Below are 20,357 nucleotides of genomic sequence, written 5' to 3' on the forward strand. Positions count from 1 at the left end.
AGTCCCCCATGCGTCTTCGTCCTCTCGCCCTCGCCGCGCTGGTCCTGTCGGCGTGCGGCCCCGCCAACACCGTGCAGGCCCTGCCCAACCCGCCGGTCGAGACCGGCCCGCCCAACGCCCCCGACCAGAAGCCGGCCTTCCCGCAGCAGACCCGGGCTCCGGAGGAGAAGCTGGGCGTGGCCTACCAGGTCGAGACCCTGGCCACGGGCCTGGACCACCCCTGGAGCCTGGCCTTCCTGCCGGGCGGCGCCAAGCTGGTCACCGAGCGGGCCGGACGCCTGCGGATCCTGGGAGCCGACGGCAAGCTGTCGCCCGCCGTCGCCGGCCTGCCGCCGGTGTTCGCCGAGGGCCAGGGCGGCCTGCTGGACGTGGCGCTGGACCCCGACTACGCCAAGAACGGCCTGGTCTACTGGACCTATGCCGAGCCGCGCGAGGGCGGCAACGGCACCACCGCGGCGCGCGGCAAGCTGGTGCTGGGCGCGGCGCCCCGGCTGGAGAACGTCCAGGTGATCTGGCGGCAGATGCCGACGATGGATTCGCCCCTGCACTTCGGCGGCCGCCTGGCCTTCGCGCGCGACGGGGCGCTGTTCGTCACCACGGGCGAGCGCTCGATCCTTCCCGGCCGGATGCAGGCCCAGAACCTGGACGCGGCCCTGGGCAAGGTCATTCGCATCCGGCCCGACGGCTCGATCCCGGCCGACAACCCCTATGTCGGCAATCCGCAGGCCAAGCCGGAGATCTGGTCCAAGGGCCACCGCAACGTCCAGGGCGCGACGATCAATCCCTGGACCGGCGAGCTGTGGACCGTCGAACACGGCGCCAAGGGCGGCGACGAGATCAACACCCCCAAGGCCGGCAAGGACTACGGCTGGCCGATCATCACCTATGGCGAGGAATATTCGGGCAAGCCGATCGGCGAGGGGATCACCCAGCGCCAGGGCCTGGAGCAGCCGATCTACTACTGGGACCCGGTGATCGCCCCCTCGGGCCTGGCCTTCTATGACGGCGGCCTGTTCCCGGCCTGGAAGGGCAGCCTGTTCGTCGGCGGCCTCAAGGGCTACCTGGTGCGGCTGACCGTCAAGGACCACCAGGTGGTCGGCGAGGAGCGCCTGCTGTCGGAGCTGGGCTTCCGCATCCGCGACGTGAAGGTCGGCCCCGACGGGGCGCTGTACCTGGTGACCGACGAGGATGACGGGCGGGTGCTGAAGCTGACCCCGAAGACTTGAGACCCAGATCCTCCCCCTGTGGGGGAGGTGTCGGCGAAGCCGACGGTGGGGGGAGTGATCGGCCGATGGCCGGGTCTCGGATCCTCGACCCTGAAACTCCCCCCACCGGCCTTCGGCCGCCTCCCCCACAGGGGGAGGAGCTGCTATTTCGGCTTGCCCTTCCGCGCCTCCCACAGGCTCGCCGCCAGCGAGGGCTTGCCCTTCAGCAGGGTGGCGGCGGCCATGCCGGCCATGAACGAGGCGGTGGGATGCTCCTGCATCAGGGCCAGGACGCGCTTGTCCAGCGGCGGCTGGCGGATTCGGGCCAGGTGCCGCTTCTGCAGCAGGGACCAGACGGCCACGACCACCGCGGCCACGACCGCGACGATGGCGTAGGCCCAGGCCGAGCCGACCCATTGGGCCAGGAAGGCGAACACCGCCATCGCCCCGGCCACGGCGGCGATCGCCGCGGCCATGATCAGGCCCGCACCGGCCATCAATCGCGAAATGAGTCTGTCGATGAAGTCGTCCAGCATGGCGCCCTCCTGAAAAGCCAAGACGGCAACGCGCGAGACGGCGGTTGGTGGCAAGTTGGTGGCAAGCCCTTACGCGGTCAGGCGCCGCGCGACGTCTTCGCCGATCGCCAGCGAGCTGGTCAGGCCGGGGCTCTCGATGCCGAACAGCGCCATCAGACCCTCCAGGCCGTGACTGTCGGCGCCGCGCAGCTGGAAGTCGGGCTGGGGCTCGTCGGGACCGTGGATCTTGGGGCGGATCCCGGCATAGTCGGGAACCAGCCGGTCGGCCGGCACGTCCGGCCAGAACTTGCGGATATAGTCGGCGAAGGCGGCGGCCTTGGCCGGGTCGACCGAATAGTCGGGGGCCGGGACATATTCCAGGTCGGGGCCGAACACCGCCTGGCCGCCCAGGTCGTTGCGATAGTGGGTGCCCAGGGCCCCATGGATCGGCGGCGGGTAGATCAGGCGCTGGAACGGCGCCTTGGCCGCCAGCCGGAAATAGACGCCCTTGCCATAGTGGGCCGCGGGGATCTGGTCGGCGGGGAAGCCCTCGATGGTCGCGGCCACGGCCTGGGCCGACAGGCCGGGCGCGGTGACCAGCAGCCGGCTCGAGAGGCTGGCCGGCTCGGCCCCGCCGATCCGCACCGTGAAGCCGCCGCCGGCCCGGGGCGTGGCGCCCTCGAACGGGGTGTCGACCACCACCGCCCCGCCGGCCGCCTCGATCTCGCCCTGCAGGGCCAGCATGTAGTCGTGGCTGGCGAACACGCCGCTTTCCGGCGACAGCAGGGCGGTGTGGGCGTTGAGGCCGGGCTCCAGCGCCCGGGCCTGGGCGCCGGTCAGGTGCTCCATGCCCTCGACCTCGTTGGCCAGGGCCTGGTCGTAGATCGCCTCCAGCTGCGCGATCTCGCCCGCCTTGGTGGCCACCACCAGCTTGCCGCACTTCTTGTAATCGACGTGATGTTTGTCGAGAAACGCGTAGAGCAGCCGCCGCCCCTGGACGCAGAACCGCGCCTTCAGCGAGCCGGTCGGATAGTAGAGCCCGCCGTGGATCACCTCGGAATTGCGCGACGACACGCCCTGGCCGATGTGGCCCTCGCTCTCCAGCACGGCGACAGTCAGGCCGCGCTGGGACAGGGCGTAGCCGCAGGCCAGGCCCACGGCGCCGGCCCCGACGACGACGGCGTCGAAATCGAAGGCTTGGCTCACTTGAACGTCACCGGTCTGCGCGCGCCATGACGGACGCTGAGGATCAGAATATCGCGCGGTCGCACGCGGTAGAGGATGAGATAGGGCCTGACCGTGACACCCCGCACACCGGCGCCGTAGTCCGGCTTGAAGTCACACCCCTCCGGAGCATCGGCGATCGCATGACAACGAGCGATGAGTTCCGTCATGAAGACCTCGGCGGCGCGCGGCTTGTCGGCGGCGATCTCGCGACCCAGGCGCTCGATCTCGTCAAAGGCAAGCTTGCTGAGCCGTACTGGCCTCAAGCGCCGTCTTCCCGAGCCTCTGCCAGAAGGCGATATTTTTCGCGGATCTTGCTCAGCGTTTCGAAGGCGTCGCCGTGTTCGATCTGAGCGTCGGGATGAGCCGTGACCTCGTCGACCACCGTGGCGAAGACCGCCTCGCCTCCCGCCAACTCAATCGATCTCAAGTGCTCAAGCTCAAGCAACGCGCCGGCGACCGCCTCATCCAGCGTCCTGAATTCGCCGGAACGCACGCGGCGCTCCAGATCCGAGACGCTGCTCGACGGCAAACTGACCGTGACGGTCGAGGCTTTCACCGGCTTGTTCATGCTCCAAACCTATCACGATGGCCGAGGTGCGCCAGCCTTCACGCCCTCCGACCACGACGGCGTCGACATGGTCATTTCAGGGTCGCCGAATGCTTGATGGAGCGGATACGCACGAGACGATCCGTGACCGAATAGAAGATCATGTAGGCCCCTTGTGGGATTGTCGCCGGCGATATGGTCGCGGATGGACAACAGGTCGCGTTGCGCCTCCGCCGTGATCGCCAGTCGCCGCTTCACCCGCGCGATGAATCCAGACGCTGCTTGAGACTCGCTCGAAGCTCGGCGAAGAAACTCTCCGCATCGACGTCCGTCGATGGGTCGTCCTCGGCCTCCAGTCGCGACAAAAGGCTTTCCAGCTTGTCGCCCCCGCCCATGATCTCGGCGGCGCGCCGGTAGTTCAGTTCGGCGAGTTCAGCGGCGACGGCCTCGTCGAGCGACGAAAACTCGCCGCGCTCGACCCGTGCCTGCAGATCGAAGGCGTCTTCAGGCGAAAGGGTCACGGCGACCGGGGCTGGATGGACCGGCTTGTTCATGCCCGGAGCCTATCACGAAGCCCCGGGCGCGCCAGTCTTCACCCTTCCCACTGGCTCCACAGGGTCGCGGCTTCGGCCTTGGCCTTGACCACCGCGGCGTCCTTGACATGACCGTAGCCGCGGATCTCCTGCGGGATCGACGCGATGCGCGCGGCCAGGGCCAGGCGCTCGGGCGTCAGGCCGCCGGCCAGGCGGTCCAGGGTGATCTCGTAGTCGGCGACCAGGCCGCGCTCCATGCGGCGCTCCTCGGTGCGGCCGAACACGTCCAGGGGACCGCCGCGCAGGCCCTTCATCTTGGCCATCAGCGGGAAGGCGATGTCCAGCATCCAGCCACCGAAGGCCATCTTGCGCGGCCGGCCGTCCTTGTCCTTGGGAGCAAGGATCGGCGGGGCCAGCCAGACCTTGGCCTTGCCGCCCCTGAAGGTCCCGGCCAGCTCGGCGGCGAAGCGTCCGTCGGTATAGAGCCGGGCGACCTCGTATTCGTCCTTGTAGGCCATCAGCTTGTAGAGGTTGACCGCCGCCGCGCGGGTCAGGGCCTCACCGCCGCCGTTCGCCGCCTCGGCCAGGGCGACCTTCTCGATCCTGGCCGCGTAGCGCTTAGCGTAGGCCTCGTTCTGGTAGGCGACGAGGTCGGCGGTGCGCTTGGCGATCAGGTCGGCCAGCGGCATGGTCTCGGGCGTCGGCACGTCCGCGTCACGGGGGCCCATCGAGGCCGGGTCGTGCGCCACCCGGCGGCCCAGCTCGAAGGCGGCCAGGTTGGACTCGTAATCAACGCCGTTCAGCTTGATGGCCCGGTAGACCGCGCGGCTGGACAGCGGGATCACCCCGCGCTGCCAGGCGAAGCCGACCATGATCATGTTGGCGAAGATCGCGTCGCCGAACTGGCTCTCGGCCAGGTGCTGGGCCGGGCACGCGTCGAACGACTTGGTCGCGCCCTTGATCCGCCGGGCCATCGCCCCGCTGTCGAAGCGGATGTCGCGGCTGGTGACGAAGTCGGCGGTGGGGGCGAAGTCGCTGTTGCCGAACGCGGCCGTGCGGTCCTTGGCGTACAGCGACAGACCCTCCGGCGAGGCGGCCACCAGCATGTCGCAGGCGATCAGCACGTCGGCGCTGGCGGCGGGCACCCGGCCGCCGACCACGGTCTCCTCGGTCTCGCCGATCTTGACGTGGCTGAACACCGCCCCGCCCTTCTGGGCCAGGCCGGTCATGTCGACCACGCTGCCGGCCCGCCCATCGACGTGGGCGGCCATGGCCAGGATCGAGGCCACCGTGGTCACCCCGGTGCCGCCGACGCCGGTGAAGATAATCCGACGCACGCCGTGGAAGTCCTCGAACACCGGCAGCGGCGTGGAGTCGGCGGTCAGGGCCGGCGCCTTCTTGGCCTGGGTGTTCTCCGCGCCCTCCAGGGTGATGAACGACGGGCAGAAGCCGTCGACGCAGCTGTAGTCCTGGTTGCAGGTCGACTGGTTGATCTTGCGCTTGCGGCCGAACTCGGTGTTCAGCGGCTCCACCGACACACAGTTGGACTTGATCGAGCAGTCGCCGCAGCCCTCGCAGACCAGCGGGTTGATGAACACCCGCTTGGTGGCCTTGGCCAGGGTCCCGCGCTTGCGGCGCCGGCGCTTCTCGTTGGCGCAAGTCTGGTCGTAGAGCAGCACCGTCGTGCCGGGGGTGTCGCGCAGCATCTTCTGCACGCTCATCAGGTCCGAGCGCGGAAAGACGTCGACGCCGGGGGCGAGGTCCTTGACGTGCGTGTAGCGCTCCAGCTCATCGACGACGATCACCGTCCGGGCCACGCCCTCGGCGGCCAGCTGGCGGGTGATCTGGGCCGGGGTGAAGCCGCTTTCCGGCCGCTGCCCCCCCGTCATGGCCACCGCATCGTTGAACAGCAGCTTGTAGGTGATGTTGGCCCCGGCCGCGATCGCCGCCCGGATGGCCAGCGAGCCGGAGTGGTTGTAGGTGCCGTCGCCCAGGTTCTGGAAGACGTGCTTCTCGGTGGTGAACGGCGCCGCGCCCACCCAGGTCAAGCCTTCGCCGCCCATGTGGGTGTTCAGGTCGGTCATCGGGTCGTTGAAGCCGGCCATGTAGTGGCAGCCGATGCCGGCCAGGGCCCGGCTGCCCTCGGGCAGCTTGGTCGAGGTGTTGTGCGGGCAGCCCGAGCAGAAGAACGGTTTGCGCTGCTGGTCGGCGGCCAGGCTGACGGCGGCGACGCCGGCGGCCGAGACCCGGTTCAGATAGGCCTGGGCCCGCTCCATGTGCGGGCCGTCCGGCAGGCGGTCGTAGATGGCCAGGGCGATTTCGGCCACCGACAGCGAGCCCAGCTCCGACAGCAGCGGATGGCCGTGCTCGTCCAGCTTGCCGATGATCCGGGGCCTGGCATGGGCGGGAAGATCATAGAGCGCCGCGCGCGCCTGAGGCTCGATCAGCCCACGCTTGTGCTCGATGACCATCAAGGTCTCAAGGCCCGCGGCGAAGGCGCGGACGCCCAGGGGCTCCAGCGGCCAGGGCATGCCGACCTTGTAGATCGACACGCCCAGGTCGGCGGCCTCCTCAAGGCTCATGCCCATGGCGGTGAAGGCTTCCAGCACGTCCTTGTAGGCCTGGCCCTGGCAGACGATGCCCAGGCGCGCCTTGCCGACCCGCACCGAGTGGGCGCCCAGCACCACGCGGTCGATGCCGTTGGCCCGGGCGAAGGCCAGGGCGGCGGGGATCTTGTGCAGACGGAGCCGGCGCTCCTTCTCCATCGGCTGGTCCTTCAGCCGGATGCCCAGCCCGCCGGGCGGCATCGGGAAGTCGGGGATCACCAGCCGGTGGCGGTCCAGCGAGACGTCGATGGTCACGCCGCTGTCCATGGTGTCGGCCAGGGCGATCATGCCGATCCACAGGCCGGAGAACCGCGACATGGAAATGCCCAGCAGGCCGTAGTCGAGCACCTCCTGCACGTCGGCCGGCGACAGCACCGGCATCTCGAAGTCCTGGAAGGCGAATTCCGACTGCGAGGGCAGGGTCGAGCTCTTGCAGGCGTGGTCGTCGCCGGCCACGGCCAGCACGCCGCCGGTCGGGAAGCTGCCCGCGAAATTGGCGTGCTTGAAGACATCGCCGGTGCGATCCACGCCCGGCGCCTTGCCGTACCACATGCCGAACACGCCATCGTGGGTCGCGCCCGGGAACAGGTTGGCCTGCTGGCTGCCCCAGACGGCGGTGGCGGCCAGATCCTCGTTCAGGCCTTCCTTGAAGACCACGTCATGGGCGGTGAGCAGCTTGGACAGGCGCGCGGCCTGCTGGTCCAGCCCCCCCAGGGGCGAGCCGCGATAGCCGGACAGGAAGCCCGCCGTATTGAGCCCGGCCCGGGTGTCCAGGCGCTTTCGATCGAGGAGGACGCGGATCAGCGCCTGCACGCCGGTGATGAACGCGCGACCATCTTCGAGCAGATATTTGTCGTCGAGCGTGACTTCCGAGTGCCGCATAGCAAAAAAATTCCTCCCGGGTCTTCTCGCCCGCTCAGCAATATCTTATAGAAACGGGGAAATTGTTTGCCCAAGGTGTGCCCGACTCAAGGCCGCTTTGCGCACGATCAACGCGCCAATCACCCTCTGGGGGGAGGAATTCTTGTCCGAACAACTCGACGCTGTGGATGCCAAGATCCTCGATCTCATCCAACACGACGCCGGACTGTCCGTCGCCGAGATCGCCGAGCGAGTCGGCCTGTCGTCCAGCCCGTGCTGGCGGCGGATCAAACGGCTGGAAGACGCGGGCGTCATCCAGCGCCGCGTCACCATCCTGGACCGTGAAAAGCTGGGCCTGGGCTTCGAGGTCTATTGCACAGCCAAGCTGTCGCTGCCGACCAAGGAAAACCTCGAGGTCTTCGAGCAGGCGGTCGCCAAGTGGGCCGAGGTCGTGCAGTGCGCCACCGTGACCGGCGCGGCCGACTACGAGCTGCGAATCGTCACCCGCGACATGCGCGCCTTCGATGAGTTCCTACGCGACAAGCTGCTGTCGCTGGGCCTGGTCAGCAATATCGAGAGCCGGATCGTCATCCGCGGCGTCAAGAACTCCACGGCCGTGCCGCTAGGTCTGGTCAGCCCTTATGTGAGCCCGCTGGGCTAGATCACGGCTGGGGACAGGCGCAGGCGCCTGTCCCCGTCTCGCGCACCGTCGTTTCCTTCTAGAATCGGCGCCCGCGTCCCGCCACAATGCCGGCTCCACCGCTCCGGAGCCCTCCCCATGATCGACCTCGTCATCGACCAGCGCCGCAAGGATCTCGGCGGTTTCGAGGTGGGCCGCGTGCTACCGTTCCACAGCCGGCGGATGGTGGGACCCTTCACCTTCTTCGACCACATGGGCCCCGTCGCGTTCGAGCCCGGCTTCCCGCGCACGGTCGACGTGCGCCCGCACCCGCATATCGGCCTGTCGACCCTGACCTACCTGTTCGAGGGCGAGATCACCCACCGCGACAGCGTCGGCTCGCAGGTCGAGATCCGGCCCGGCGAGGTCAACTGGATGACCGCCGGCAGCGGCATCACCCACTCCGAGCGCTTCGAGCACCTGCGCGAGCACGGGGGCGCCATGCACGGCATCCAGGCCTGGGTGGCCCTGCCCGACGGCCAGGAGGAGATCGCCCCCAGCTTCTCGCACCATCCGCGCGACGAGATGCCGGTCTATGAGGACGGGGGGTTGAAGGCCGCCCTGGTGGCGGGCAAGGCGTTCGGCGCCTCGGCCAAGGTGCCGGTGTTCTCGCCGCTGTTCTACGTGCACTGGGAGATGGCGGCGGGGGCCAAGGCCGGCCTGCCGGACGAATATCCCGAGCGCGCCGCCTATGTGGCGGTCGGCAAGGTCGTGGCCGCCGGACAGGTGCTGCACGCCGGCCAGATGGCGGTGTTCAAGCCGGGCGAGACCATCACCTTCGAGGCGCTGGAGCCCTCGACCGTCATGCTGCTGGGCGGCGAGCCGGTCGGGCCGCGCTTCATCGAGTGGAACTTCGTCCATTCGTCCAAGGAGCGCATCGAGCAGGCCAAGGCCGACTGGCGGGCCCAGCGCATGAAACTGCCCGACCTGGACGACCAGGAATTCACCCCCCTGCCCGAGCCGCCTCCCCCGCCGCCGCCGATGTCGTGAGCGGTCCGGGGTAACGATGGGGACACACACTCACCCCATGGCTTCAACCGTACTGGTAAAGCGAGGGGAGTGAGTGTGTGTCCCCGCCTCTCGCGCTGGCGCCTACAGAAACGGCCCCGGCAGCCGAAGCGGCCCCGGCCCGACCTCGTCGTCGGCCTCGCCCGCGGCCTCGTAGTGCGCCGCCAGCTTGGCGCAGGCCTCCAGGACCAGGGCCTCGACGAAGGCCGTCTCGCGACCCGTCAGCCGGACGATCTCGGCCAGGGCGTGGCCCCGGCCGGCGGCCATGTCCATCACCGCGACCTCCTGGACCGACAGCGCCGCGCGGGCGGCGGCCAGCCGCTCCACCGCGTCCAGCCGCTGGAAGCCGTCGTCGCTGGCCAGCGCCTTGCGGTAGTCGCGGCCGTACAGGGCGGCGGCCTGGGCCTCGGCGAAGCCGATGTCGGGGCCGAGGTCTTCGATGGGCAGGGCAGGAAAAAGGTCGTCGGTCACCAGGCGATTCTTAGAGCATCGATCAAGGAATGGGCACTCCGGGCTGCGCATACCGACGGGGACATGCACTTGTGCGTGTCCCCAGCAGACGCAGTGCGGGATTTGGGGACACGCACAAGTGCACGTCCCCGACCCGCGTCGTCACGATCCCGGTTGAACACCCCTGCCCCCAACGCCCATAATTCGCCCATGACCGACACCGCTCTCGAAACCTTCGTCCGCGGCCTGCCCAAGGCCGAGCTGCACATGCACATCGAGGGCAGCCTCGAGCCCGAGCTGATGTTCGAACTGGCCGCGCGCAACGGCGTGACCCTGCCGTTCAAGACGGTCGACGAGATCCGCGCCGCCTACGCCTTTTCCAACCTGCAGGACTTCCTGGACATCTATTACCAGGGCGCGGGCGTGCTGCTGACCGCGGCCGACTTCAAGGACCTGGCCCTGGCCTATTTCCGCCGCCTGGCGGCCGACGGCGGGACCCATGCCGAGATCTTCTTCGACCCCCAGACCCACACCGACCGCGGCGTGGCGTTCGGCACGGTGATCGACGGGCTGACGGCGGGCATGGAAGAGGCGCAAGCCACCCTGGGCGTCACCTCCAAGCTGATCCTCTGCTTCCTGCGCCACCTGGACGAGGCCTCGGCCTTCGCCACCCTGGAGCAGGCCAAGCCCTACCTCGACCGGATCGCCGGGGTGGGCCTGGACTCCTCGGAGGTCGGCCACCCGCCCGCCAAGTTCGCCCGGGTGATGCAGGCCGCGCGCGACCTGGGCCTGAAGATCGTGGCCCACGCGGGCGAGGAAGGCCCGCCGGCCTATGTCTGGGAGGCGGTCGACATCCTGGCCGTCGACCGCATCGACCACGGCAACCGGGCCCTGGAGGACGACTGCCTGACCGCCCGCCTGGTGCAGGACGGCACGACCCTGACCGTCTGCCCGCTGTCGAACCTGAAGCTGTGCGGCGTGTCCGACCTGAAGGACCATCCGCTGAAGCGCATGCTGAAGCTGGGCCTGAAGGCCACGGTCAATTCCGACGACCCGGCCTATTTCGGCGGCTACCTGCTGGAGAACTATGTCCAGACGGCGGAGGCGGTTGGTTTGACCCGCGACGAACTGGTGACGCTGGCCAGGAACAGCTTCACCGGGTCGTTCCTGGACGAGGCGGAGAAGGCCCGGCGGGTGGCGGCGATCGACGCCTATGTGGCGACGCACTGACCATCCTTGAACCCTCTCCCAGAGGGAGAGGGAGGGGCCCATCGCATCGCGATGGGAGGGTGAGGGGCTTGGACGTCGGACGGCGCGCAGGCAGGGCGCTGGGGTGAAATCGGATAGGGCGTAACCCCTTGCTCATCGTCCCACCGCTTCGCGACGGGCCCCTCCTTCTCCCTATGGGAGAAGGTGAGTCAGAGCGCCTTCCTGACCGCTTCCGCCAATTCATCGAGCTCGGCGATGCCCAGGTCGGCGTGGAACGGCAGGCTCAGCACGGACTGGGCCAGGCGATCGGCGACGGGGGTCTGGTCGCGGATGACGATTCCCGGACCGACCGGGTTGGTGGCGTAGCCCATCTCGGCCAGCCGGGCGGCGACCAGCGGGGCGGATCCTTGCGGCAGGCTGACGACCCAGGCGTCGGACACCCAGCTCATCCCCCAGCCCGGCTGGAAGCCGATCCGGGCGCCCAGCAGCAGCATGCGCAGGCGCTGGGCGGCGGTGGCCAGGCGCAGGCGCTGGCCCGACCAGCCCTCGAGCCCGGCGTCGCCGACGAAGGCCGGCGCCTCAAGCCTGGCGATGAAGTCGGCGTCCTGGCTGGCGACGAACACCCCGCGCCCGCTGGGCAGGCCGACGATCACCGGGACCGGGGCTTCCATGATCACGTCGAAGCCGTCGGTGGCGTCGACCACGATCGGCAGGCCGGTCTCGCGCTGGAAGGCGGCCCAGGCGGTCATGTCCGGGGCGCGGCCGAAGGCGCAGGTGGGGACGATGGCCTCGATCGGCGGCGGAGCCTCGCCGAGCCGCTCGCGCAGGTGGGCCGGGTCGAACATCCAGCTACAGGGATCCACGTCGACCAGCCAGGGCCGCAGGCCGGCGGCGGCGATGGCTTCCAGGGTGGCGGCCGAGGCCAGGGCCGGGACGATGCAGACCCCGCCGCGGCGGACACCGGAGGCGAGCAGGGCGGCGGTCAGGGCGGCGACGCGGGTGGCGACGGCGCGGACGGCGGTGGGGCGGTCGAAGCGGTCGGCCAGCCGGGCGTCCAGGCCCGAGGCCAGGCCCTGTCGCAGCACCTTCTCCACGGCGGCGAAGTCCAGGGGGACGCCGGCCGCGGCCAGGGCCGCCTTGACCGTGGCCTGCTTGCGGACTTCCGGCGACACTTTGGGGAGGGCTTGCATCAGACGTCGCTTCCGAACAATCCGGCCCCGTCACGCAACGGCGCCTTTATGGTTAAGCAAACGTATCGAGTGACTCGGGGGCCCTGGATGCGGCGCGCCGTCGCGGCAAAAATGTGGCCGGAATCTTCGACCTAGGCAGAAGCCGTCCAACCGTCGCGCAGCTCACGCTTCAGGACCTTGCCAATATGGCTGCGGGGCAGGGATTCCACCAGTTTCAGGTCGACCAGCCGCTGGGTCTTACCGAGACGAGCATTGACCCACATCCTCAACTCGTCCGCGTCAATTCGCCCGTCTCGGGCGCTTGCGGGCTTCACCGCCACGAAGGCCACCGGCGATTCGCCCCAGGCGTCGGACGGCACGCCGACCACCGCCGCCTCGACCACGTCGGGGTGCTGAACGATCTGGGCCTCGATGTCGCTGGGATAGATGTTGAAGCCGCCGCTGATGATCATGTCCTTCTTGCGGTCCATCAGCGTGAGAAAGCCGTCCTCGTCGAACCGGCCGACGTCGCCGGTGCGAATGAAGTCCAGGCCCTCGGGCGAGATCCAGGTGGCTTCGGCGGTCTTCCCCGGCTGGCCGTGATAGCCGTTCATCATGCCCGCCGAGCGGCCGACGATCTCGCCGACCACGCCTGGCCCCACCTCCCCGCCGTCCTCGTCGATCAGCCGGATGTCGTGGCCGGGCGCGGGGCGGCCCACCGTGTGCAGCTTGTCGGGATGCTCGTGGGCCATCAGGATGCAGGTCCCGCCGCCCTCGGTCATGCCGAAATACTCGACCAGCCCGCCGGGCCAGCGCGCCAGGACCTGGGCCTTCAGCTCAGCCGAGAACGGGGCGCTGGTGCAGAACTTCAGCTGGGTCGACGACAGGTCGAAGTCGCCGAAGTCGGGCCGGTCCATCAGCCGGCGGTACTGCACCGGCACCAGCATGGTGTGGGTCATGCGGTGCTTCTGAGCCAGCTCAAGATACTTGCCGGCGTCGAACTTCTTCATCAGCACCACGGTCCCGCCGCCGGCCAGGGTGGGAAAGAAGCAGACCAGGGTGGTGTTGGAATAGAGCGGGGTCGACAGCAAGGTGACGGCCTCGGGGCCGTAGCCGACCGCGTCGCCGCGGAACACGTGCTTCCAGCGCATGCCGTGCGACTGGACGATGCCCTTGGGCGCGCCGGTCGTGCCGCTGGAATAGATGATGTTGAACGGGTCGTCGGGGGCGATCGCCACGGCGGTAGGGATCGCGCCGACCGGGGCCAGCCAGGCGTCGAAGGCCTCGGCGAAGCCGGACCCGTCCAGGGCGATGCCACGCACGGCGATCGGCGCGCCCTTCTGCGCCTCGGCCACGCCGGCGTCCATGAAGACCAGCCGCGCCTCGCAGTCAGCGACCATGCCGGCGATGGCTTCGGGCGTGGAGGACGGGGCCAGGGGCGCGACCGCGACGCCGGCCCGCAGGGCGCCCAGGAACAGCGCCGCATAGGGGATCGACGACAAGGCGCAGACGGCGACGGCCTCGCCCGGCTCGATCCCGTCGCGCTGCAGGGCGGCGGCGACCCGGTCGGCCAGGGCGTCGAACTGGGCGTAGGTCACTGCCTCGCCGGTCTCCATGATGACGGCGGGTTGGTCGGGCGATTCCGCCGCCCGCAGCCGCAGGATGTCGCCCATCACGCCGTAGTCGGCGGTCATCATCGAAGCGATGGTGGTCATCAGAATTTCCTACTCGGTGCGCGGGACGGGGACAGGCACATGTGCCTGTCCCCAGCGGTCGCCCGCGATCCTCAAGCCTCCTTGAACCCCTTGCCCTCGGCCACCAGCCGTTCCAGCAGGGCCGAGGGTTTGAAGTCGTCGCCGAGGTCGGCCTGGAACGCCTTCATCCGGGCCAGGATCTTGTCCAGCCCCACCAGTTCGCCCCAGAACATCGGCCCGCCGGTATAGACCGGCCAGCCGTAGCCGTTGATCCACACCGTATCGATATCCGACGCCCGGATGGCCTTGCCCTCCTCCAGGATCTTGGCCCCCTCGTTGACCATCGGGTACAGGCAACGCTCCAGGATCTCCTGGTCGCTGATCTGGCGCCGCTGGATCTGGCGCTTCTCGGCGAAGCCGAGGATGACCTTCTCCACCTCGGCCGAGGGCCTGGCGACGCGGTTCTCGTCGTAGTCGTAGAAGCCCTTGCCGTTCTTCTGGCCGCGACGATCCATCTCGCACAGCACTTCGCGGATGGTGGACGATGCGGTCTTGGCCGGATCCCAGCCGATGTCGAGGCCCGCCAGGTCGCTCATCGCGAACGGCCCCATCGGCAGGCCGAAGTCGTAGAGCACCCGGTCGACGTCCCAGGGCATGGCGCCTTCCAGGATCAGGCTCGTGGCCTCGCGCTGGCGCTGGGCCAGCATCCGGTTGCCGACGAAGCCGTGGCAATTGCCGACCAGCACCGCGACCTTGCCGATCTTCTTGCCGACCTGCATCGACGTGGCGATCACCGACTTGTCGGTCTTTTCGCCGCGCACGATCTCCAGCAGCTTCATCACATTGGCCGGCGAGAAGAAGTGCAGGCCGATCACGCTCTCGGGCCGGCTGGTGCTGGCCGCGATCACGTCGATGTCGAGGTACGAGGTGTTGGAGGCCAGGATCGCGCCGGGCTTGGCGATCTTGTCCAGCTTGCCGAACACCTCCTGCTTGATCTCCATCAGCTCGAACACCGCCTCGATGATCAGGTCGCAGTCGGCCAGGTCCTCCAGGTTCATCGACGGCGTCAGCAGCGCCATGCGCTTTTCGACGTCGTCCTGGGTCAGCCGGCCCTTCCTGGCGGTGTTCTCGTAGTTCTTGCGGATGACGCCGACGCCGCGCTCCAGGTTCTCGGCCTTGGCCTCGATGATCGTCACCGGCACGCCGGCGTTGAGGAAGTTCATCGAGATGCCGCCGCCCATGGTGCCGGCCCCGATGACGCCCACCTTCCTGACCGGCAGGATCGGGGTGTCGTCGGGCACGTCGGGGATCTTGGCGGCCTGGCGCTCGGCGAAGAACACGTGGCGCTGGGCGGCCGACTGGCTGCCGGTCATCAGCTCCATGAACAGCCGCCGCTCTTCCTTCAGCCCCTCGTCGAACGGCAGGTTCACCGCCGCCTCGATGCACTTGATGTTGTTCTCAGGAGCCAGGAAGCCGCGGAACTTGCGGGCGTTGGCCTTGCGGAATTCGGCGAAGATCTCGGGCTTGCCGCGCGCGGCCTCGACCTTGGCGTTCTGGTCGCGGATGCGGGTCAGCGGCTTGTCGTCGGCCAGCACCACGCGGGCGAAGGCGATGGCTCCGTCGCGCAGGGCGCCCTCCTCGACCAGGCTGTCGAACAGGCCCATGGCCAGGGCGGCCTTGGCCGGCACGTGCTGGCCGGTGGTGACCATTTCCAGCGCCTTCTCGACGCCGACGACGCGCGGCAGGCGCTGGGTGCCGCCGGCCCCGGGCAACAGGCCGATGTTCACTTCCGGCAGGCCCGCCTTGGCCGAGGGCACGGCGACGCGATAGTGCGCCACCAGCGCCACCTCCAGCCCGCCGCCCAGCACCGTGCCGTGGATCGCGGCGACCACCGGCTTGGGCGCGTTCTCGATGGTGTTCTGCACGTCCTGCAGCGACGGCCCGGTCATCGCCTTGCCGAACTCGGTGATGTCGGCGCCGGCGATGAAGGTCTTGCCCTCGCAGATCAGCACGATGGCCTTGACCGCCGGATCGGCGATCGCCTGCTCGAAGGCCCCCTTCAGCCCCTCGCGCACCGCCGCCGACAAGGCGTTGACCGGCGGCGAGTTGAGCGTGATGACCCCGACGTCGCCTTCGACGGTCAGATCCGTGACGTTGTTGATCGCGGCCATGGCGTTTTCCACCCTCAAGTCTGTGGTTGCGTTCTTTTGAACGGTTGTTTGAAGCAAACCCTGCACGACCTGTCGCCGAAGTCCAGAGGCCCGTAGGGGCGCCGGGAATTTAGGCGCCGGCCAACGACGTCGCCGAATTCATACTTGAAATTCGAAAATATAGGTTTCAGCCGGAACCAATCCGTGCGGGCGGGGGGAAGCCGCCGAACGAAGCACCCGCGAGCCTCGCGGATACGCCGATGTGTGCTCCGAACGTCGAGGGCGTACGCGTAAGAGGGCCGGCTTCGGGGCGTGACTTGCACCCGTCCCCTAACTTCGAAGCCGACCATCCTGCCCGCACGCGGCGCGCCGTTTCGGCGTGTCGACTTAGGTGAAGCGCACTCGGCGCGGCAGCCCCCTCCCGCGCCGCTTTCTCGTCAGTGCTTGGCCGCGACAGGCGGACGCCCGGCCAGGAAGGCGTTGACCTCGGCGTAGAGGTCATGCCGGCCGGTCTCCAGATGCATCAGATGCGTGGCTTCCGGAATCTCGACGAAACGCCTCTCCAGGTCAGCGGGCAGCTCGGCGAGGAAACGGACCGCGTCTTCCCCGGTCGAGACGCTGTCCCACGTGCCGCGCACCACCATCACGGGCCTGGCGAGATGGGCGGGGACGTAGGGCGGATGGCCCGACCAGGCGTCGAGGACGTCGGCCGAAGGTCCTGAAGGTATCTTCACGGAAGGCGGCGTGCGCGCCGGACTCGTCGGGTCCGAGGCCAGATAGGCCGTGGCCCAGGCCGGAAAATCCGCCTCCTCCAACACCGGCGGATGGTCCTTCGGCACGTCCTTGACGAAGCGCGCGTGTTGCTCGGCGTTGGTCACCAAGCCCCAGGCGGTGGGCTCCTCGCCTCGCGGCCCGTCCCGCCGCAGCACCGGACCGAACAGCACCAATCGGTCCACCTGCTCGGGACTCCGCTCGACGAAGACCATCGCCGGCATCGTGCCCCAGGAGTGGGCGACGATCGATACGCGCTTGGCGCCCGTCTCCTTCAGGATGAAGGTGACCGCTCGCGCGATCTGATCGGCGGCGATGTTCGCGCGGCCCAGAGGCGGGCCGGCCGGGTCGGCGGCCGCCATCTCCGGATAGCGATCGGAGCCGCCATATCCCGCGAAGTCGAGGCCGAACACATCGTGGCCGTCGGCGTTGAGCGCGTCGGCCCACGACTCGCCGCCCATGGGGAACATGACCGACAGCGCCGAAGGAAAGCTGGAGCCGTGCACATAGAGCACCGGGCGGGACCGATCGCCGCTCGCCGGAAGCTGTTCGCGCACCAGCAGGCTTGGCGACCAGTCCGGGCCGGGTCCGGCGGCGAGACGATGCTCGCGCGATTGCCTCCGCGCTTGAGCCTGGGATGGGGTCGCCGAGATGACGCCCAGCAGGACGAGAACGGCCGCGATGATCTTGAGCATGGGAACCTCCGGCCCCTGCATGCCCACTCATCGCGGCCGACTGTTTCACCAAAGGATGAAGCGTCCCCCTAGGCGTTGCTCTCCGTCAGCGCCGCATAGACCAGGGTCCGCAGCTCGCGCCGGATCGGATAGGTCGAGGACGGGATCAGCTGGGTCATGAACACCACCGCCAAGTCCTCGACCGGATCGACCCAGAAGGCGGTCGAGGCCATGCCGCCCCAGAAGTATTCGCCCAGCGACCCCAGGTTCCGGGTTCGCGCCTGGTCCACGGTCATGGCGAAGCCCAGGCCAAAGCCTAGGCCCTCGAACACCGTCTCGCTGAACAGCGACCGGGACATCTCCGTCAGCTCCCGCCCGCCCGGCAGGTGGTTCAGGGTCATCAGCTTCAGGGTCTTGGGGCTGACGATCCGCGCCCCGTCCAGCTCGCCGCCGTTCAGCAGCATGCGGCAAAACCGCATGTAGTCGTCGGCGGTCGAGACCAGGCCGCCGCCGCCGGACTTCACCGACGGGTCGGACAGATAGCGGCTGGCGGTCGGATCGTCCTGCAGCACCACCTCGCCCTTGGGGTTCAGGGTGTAGCAGGCCGTGAAGCGATGGCGCTGGCCCTCGGGCACGAAGAAGCCGGTGTCGACCATCTTCAGCGGGTCGAAGATCCGCGCCTTCAGGAACGCGTCGAACGGCTGGCCCGAGATCACCTGCACCAGATAGCCCAGCACGTCGGTGGCCACCGAATAGTTCCAGGCCTCGCCCGGCGAGAACTCCAGCGGCACGGTTCCCAGGGTCTCAACGAAGCCTTCCAGCCCGCCCTCGCTGTCGACCCCGTCCAGCTTCAGCTTGCGATAGGCGGCGTCGACATTGGTGCGCTGCTGGAAGCCGTAGGTCAGGCCGGCGGTATGGCGCAGCAGGTCGATGACCCGCATCGGCTGGTCGACCGGCTGGGTTAGGAAGGCGCCCGCCACGCCGGCCTGGAACACGCCCAGCTTTTTCCACGACGGGATGAACCGATGCACCGGATCGTCCAGCGCGACCTTGCCCTCCTCGACCAGCATCATGAAGGCGATCGAGGTGATCGGCTTGGTCATCGAATAGATGCGAAACAGGCTGTCGGCCTGCAGCGGCAGCCCGCGTTCCTTGTCCGCCGCGCCCAGGACCGTCGTGTGGGCCAACTGGCCGCGACGCCACACCTGCACCAGGGCGCAAGGCAGCCTTCCGGGCGCGACGTAGCGGTCCTGGATGAAGGCGTCGATGCGCTTCAGTCGCTCGGACGACAGACCCACGGCTTCAGGCGTGCTCAAGACGGTATCCCTCCTGCGGCCTCTCCGCGGGCCGGCGCGCTGTTCTTGGCGCTGGCCGATGGGACGCGACGCATCCCTCGGCCGATCAGCGCATATCGATTGAAAACTAGGGAACAGGGATGGGCAAGCCCTTGCGCGGCGAGCCGGCGGGGACGCGCGACGTCGGGGACGACGCCGCCGCCCGGGCGTCCCGGGCCTTCGAACCACCTCGTCGCCTCAATCCCGCAACACGACTGCAAGATTCCAGGTTCACCAAAGCGGCGCCGAAGCGGGTCGCGCGCCTTGTGGTCAAGGCCGGGCTTCCTAAATCTGGACCCACGGGTCCAAGAGAGCCGTGCGCGGCCGCGAACAAGGGGGCGACACATGGACGACGGCCGGATCGCGAGCCCCGCCACCGAGCGGTACGCCAGGAAGAAGGAGGCGATCCTCGCCGCGGCCACGGCCATCCTGAACCGCCAGGGCGTCAAGGGCATGACCCTGGCCGACGTCGCCGCCAAGGTGGGGCTGATCACCACCAGCGTCACCTACTATTACCGCAAGAAGGACGACCTGGCGGCCGCCTGCTTCATGCGCGGCCTGGAGCGCTTCGACGCCCTGGTCGGCGAGGCGGCCAAGGCGCCGGACGCATCCAGCCGGCTGCTGGCCTTCCTCGACCTCCACCTGGACTTGAACCGCCGGGTGCGCCTGGGCGAGGCCGCGCCCCTGACCAGCTTCACCGAAATGCGGGCCCTGAAGGAGCCGCTGCGCGGTTCGGTGCAGGGGGCGTTCAACGACTTGTTCCGCCGCGTACGGGGATTCTTCGAGGGCCCCGAGTTCGACCACCTGGACAAGCGCGACCGCAACGCCCGCACCCACCTGCTGCTGGAGCAGGTGTTCTGGTCGGGCTCGTGGTTGCGCCGCTACGACGTCGACGACTACGGCCGGGTGCGCGACAAGATGTACGACATCCTGGTCAACGGCCTGGCCCCCAAGGGCGCCGGCGACCGCGCGCCCTGGGCGCCGCTGGCCCTGCCCGACCCGACGCCGCGGTCGCCCGACGGCCAGGAATGGCGCGAGACCTTCCTGGTCGCCGCCACCCGACTGATCAACCAGCGCGGCTATCGCGGGGCCTCGGTCGAGGACATCTCGGCCCAGCTGAACGTCACCAAGGGCTCGTTCTACCACCACCACGAGGACAAGGACGCCCTGGTGGTCGAGTGCTTCGAGCGCACCTTCGCCGTCACCCGCAAGGCCCAGGCCGACGCCCGCGCCCTGGCCGGGAACAGCTGGGAGCAGCTGTCGGCGGCGACGGCGGCTCTGGTCGCCTACCAGCTGTCGGACCACGGCCCATTGCTGCGCGCCTCGTCGATGGGGGCGCTGCCGATCGAGATCCGCCACGAGATGGCCCAGGGCTACAACCGCGGCTCCGAGCGCTTCGCGGCGATCATCTCCGACGGCGTGGCCGAGGGCTCGGTCCGGGCGGTGGACCCGATGATCGCGGCCCACATGATCAATTCGATGCTCAACGCCGCCGCCTCGCTGGGCGTCTGGGTTCCCGGCCTGGAACGCGAGGACGCCGCCAGGCTGTTCGCCCGGCCGCTGCTGATGAGGCTGTTTTCGAGCTAGGGCGGCTAACACTTGCCCCCACCTGACCGCTGCGCGGTCTGTCCGCCCCCATAGGGGGCGGAGCGCTCTTCCCCCTATGGGGGAAGACGACCGCGAAGCGGTCCGTAGGGGGCAAGTGCTCGCCGGCTCATCCTTCTT

The 20,357-nt window shown here is 68.8% G+C and carries 17 protein-coding genes; 5 read left to right on the plus strand and 12 right to left on the minus strand.

Features of this window, described 5'->3' with window-relative positions:
- Positions 1–8: 8 nt before the first annotated feature.
- The gene (locus ACSQ2G_RS23265; protein ID WP_436034741.1) at positions 9–1,226 is read left to right on the plus strand and encodes a PQQ-dependent sugar dehydrogenase; all 1,218 of its coding nucleotides are present in this window, start codon (positions 9–11) and stop codon (positions 1,224–1,226) included.
- A 143-nt stretch (positions 1,227–1,369) separates the two neighbouring features.
- Here the strand turns inward: ACSQ2G_RS23265 and ACSQ2G_RS23270 are convergent, their stop codons facing one another.
- The 6 genes from ACSQ2G_RS23270 to ACSQ2G_RS23295 form a co-directional block, all read right to left on the minus strand.
- A complete protein-coding gene (locus ACSQ2G_RS23270; protein WP_436034742.1) occupies positions 1,370–1,741 on the minus strand; it encodes a hypothetical protein in 372 nt (123 codons plus the stop codon).
- Between the two features lie 69 nt (positions 1,742–1,810).
- Complete coding sequence (locus tag ACSQ2G_RS23275; protein ID WP_436034743.1) at positions 1,811–2,926, minus strand: NAD(P)/FAD-dependent oxidoreductase; 1,116 nt, start codon at positions 2,924–2,926, stop codon at positions 1,811–1,813.
- The gene (locus ACSQ2G_RS23280; protein WP_436034744.1) at positions 2,923–3,210 is read right to left on the minus strand and encodes a type II toxin-antitoxin system RelE/ParE family toxin; all 288 of its coding nucleotides are present in this window, start codon (positions 3,208–3,210) and stop codon (positions 2,923–2,925) included. The genes ACSQ2G_RS23275 and ACSQ2G_RS23280 overlap by 4 nt, the downstream gene beginning before the upstream one ends.
- Complete coding sequence (locus ACSQ2G_RS23285) at positions 3,207–3,515, minus strand: hypothetical protein (RefSeq protein ID WP_436034745.1); 309 nt, start codon at positions 3,513–3,515, stop codon at positions 3,207–3,209. The genes ACSQ2G_RS23280 and ACSQ2G_RS23285 overlap by 4 nt, the downstream gene beginning before the upstream one ends.
- Before the next feature lie 233 nt (positions 3,516–3,748).
- Positions 3,749–4,048, minus strand: coding sequence for a hypothetical protein (locus tag ACSQ2G_RS23290; RefSeq protein ID WP_436034746.1), 300 nt, complete (start codon positions 4,046–4,048; stop codon positions 3,749–3,751).
- Between the two features lie 38 nt (positions 4,049–4,086).
- The gene (locus ACSQ2G_RS23295) at positions 4,087–7,515 is read right to left on the minus strand and encodes an indolepyruvate ferredoxin oxidoreductase family protein (RefSeq protein ID WP_436034747.1); all 3,429 of its coding nucleotides are present in this window, start codon (positions 7,513–7,515) and stop codon (positions 4,087–4,089) included.
- A 142-nt stretch (positions 7,516–7,657) separates the two neighbouring features.
- On the opposite strand from ACSQ2G_RS23295, the gene ACSQ2G_RS23300 reads away from it, so the two are divergent.
- Together ACSQ2G_RS23300 and ACSQ2G_RS23305 are read left to right on the plus strand one after the other, a co-directional pair.
- Positions 7,658–8,155 carry an Lrp/AsnC family transcriptional regulator gene (locus ACSQ2G_RS23300; RefSeq protein ID WP_029589380.1) on the plus strand — a complete coding sequence of 166 codons (498 nt, stop codon included), beginning with the start codon at positions 7,658–7,660 and terminating at the stop codon, positions 8,153–8,155.
- A gap of 117 nt (positions 8,156–8,272) precedes the next feature.
- Positions 8,273–9,163 (plus strand): pirin family protein, encoded by an 891-nt coding sequence (locus ACSQ2G_RS23305; protein WP_436034748.1) that lies wholly within the window; start codon positions 8,273–8,275, stop codon positions 9,161–9,163.
- A 102-nt stretch (positions 9,164–9,265) separates the two neighbouring features.
- Here ACSQ2G_RS23305 and ACSQ2G_RS23310 read toward each other — a convergent pair whose 3' ends face one another.
- Positions 9,266–9,652, minus strand: coding sequence for a hypothetical protein (locus ACSQ2G_RS23310; RefSeq protein ID WP_436034749.1), 387 nt, complete (start codon positions 9,650–9,652; stop codon positions 9,266–9,268).
- A 189-nt stretch (positions 9,653–9,841) separates the two neighbouring features.
- Here ACSQ2G_RS23310 and ACSQ2G_RS23315 point away from each other — a divergent pair, with 189 nt between their 5' ends.
- The gene (locus tag ACSQ2G_RS23315; RefSeq protein WP_436034750.1) at positions 9,842–10,861 is read left to right on the plus strand and encodes an adenosine deaminase; all 1,020 of its coding nucleotides are present in this window, start codon (positions 9,842–9,844) and stop codon (positions 10,859–10,861) included.
- A 188-nt stretch (positions 10,862–11,049) separates the two neighbouring features.
- On the opposite strand, the gene ACSQ2G_RS23320 is transcribed toward ACSQ2G_RS23315, so the two are convergent.
- From ACSQ2G_RS23320 to ACSQ2G_RS23340, 5 genes are all read right to left on the minus strand, one after another.
- Positions 11,050–12,030 (minus strand): DegT/DnrJ/EryC1/StrS family aminotransferase, encoded by a 981-nt coding sequence (locus tag ACSQ2G_RS23320; RefSeq protein ID WP_436034751.1) that lies wholly within the window; start codon positions 12,028–12,030, stop codon positions 11,050–11,052.
- A gap of 131 nt (positions 12,031–12,161) precedes the next feature.
- The gene (locus tag ACSQ2G_RS23325) at positions 12,162–13,724 is read right to left on the minus strand and encodes a class I adenylate-forming enzyme family protein (protein ID WP_436034752.1); all 1,563 of its coding nucleotides are present in this window, start codon (positions 13,722–13,724) and stop codon (positions 12,162–12,164) included.
- Between the two features lie 71 nt (positions 13,725–13,795).
- A complete protein-coding gene (locus ACSQ2G_RS23330; protein ID WP_436034753.1) occupies positions 13,796–15,886 on the minus strand; it encodes a 3-hydroxyacyl-CoA dehydrogenase NAD-binding domain-containing protein in 2,091 nt (696 codons plus the stop codon).
- Between the two features lie 404 nt (positions 15,887–16,290).
- On the minus strand, positions 16,291–17,319 hold the full coding sequence (locus tag ACSQ2G_RS23335; protein ID WP_436034754.1) for an alpha/beta hydrolase: 1,029 nt from the start codon (positions 17,317–17,319) through the stop codon (positions 16,291–16,293).
- 68 nt (positions 17,320–17,387) lie between these two features.
- Entirely contained in the window at positions 17,388–18,614 is a 1,227-nt protein-coding gene (locus ACSQ2G_RS23340) for a serine hydrolase domain-containing protein (protein WP_436034755.1), read from the minus strand.
- A gap of 363 nt (positions 18,615–18,977) precedes the next feature.
- On the opposite strand from ACSQ2G_RS23340, the gene ACSQ2G_RS23345 reads away from it, so the two are divergent.
- A complete protein-coding gene (locus tag ACSQ2G_RS23345) occupies positions 18,978–20,219 on the plus strand; it encodes a TetR/AcrR family transcriptional regulator (protein WP_436034756.1) in 1,242 nt (413 codons plus the stop codon).
- Positions 20,220–20,357 lie beyond the last annotated feature (138 nt).

The sequence above is a fragment of the Caulobacter sp. LjRoot300 genome (genome assembly GCF_964253875.1).
Taxonomy (GTDB): Bacteria; Pseudomonadota; Alphaproteobacteria; order Caulobacterales; family Caulobacteraceae; genus Caulobacter.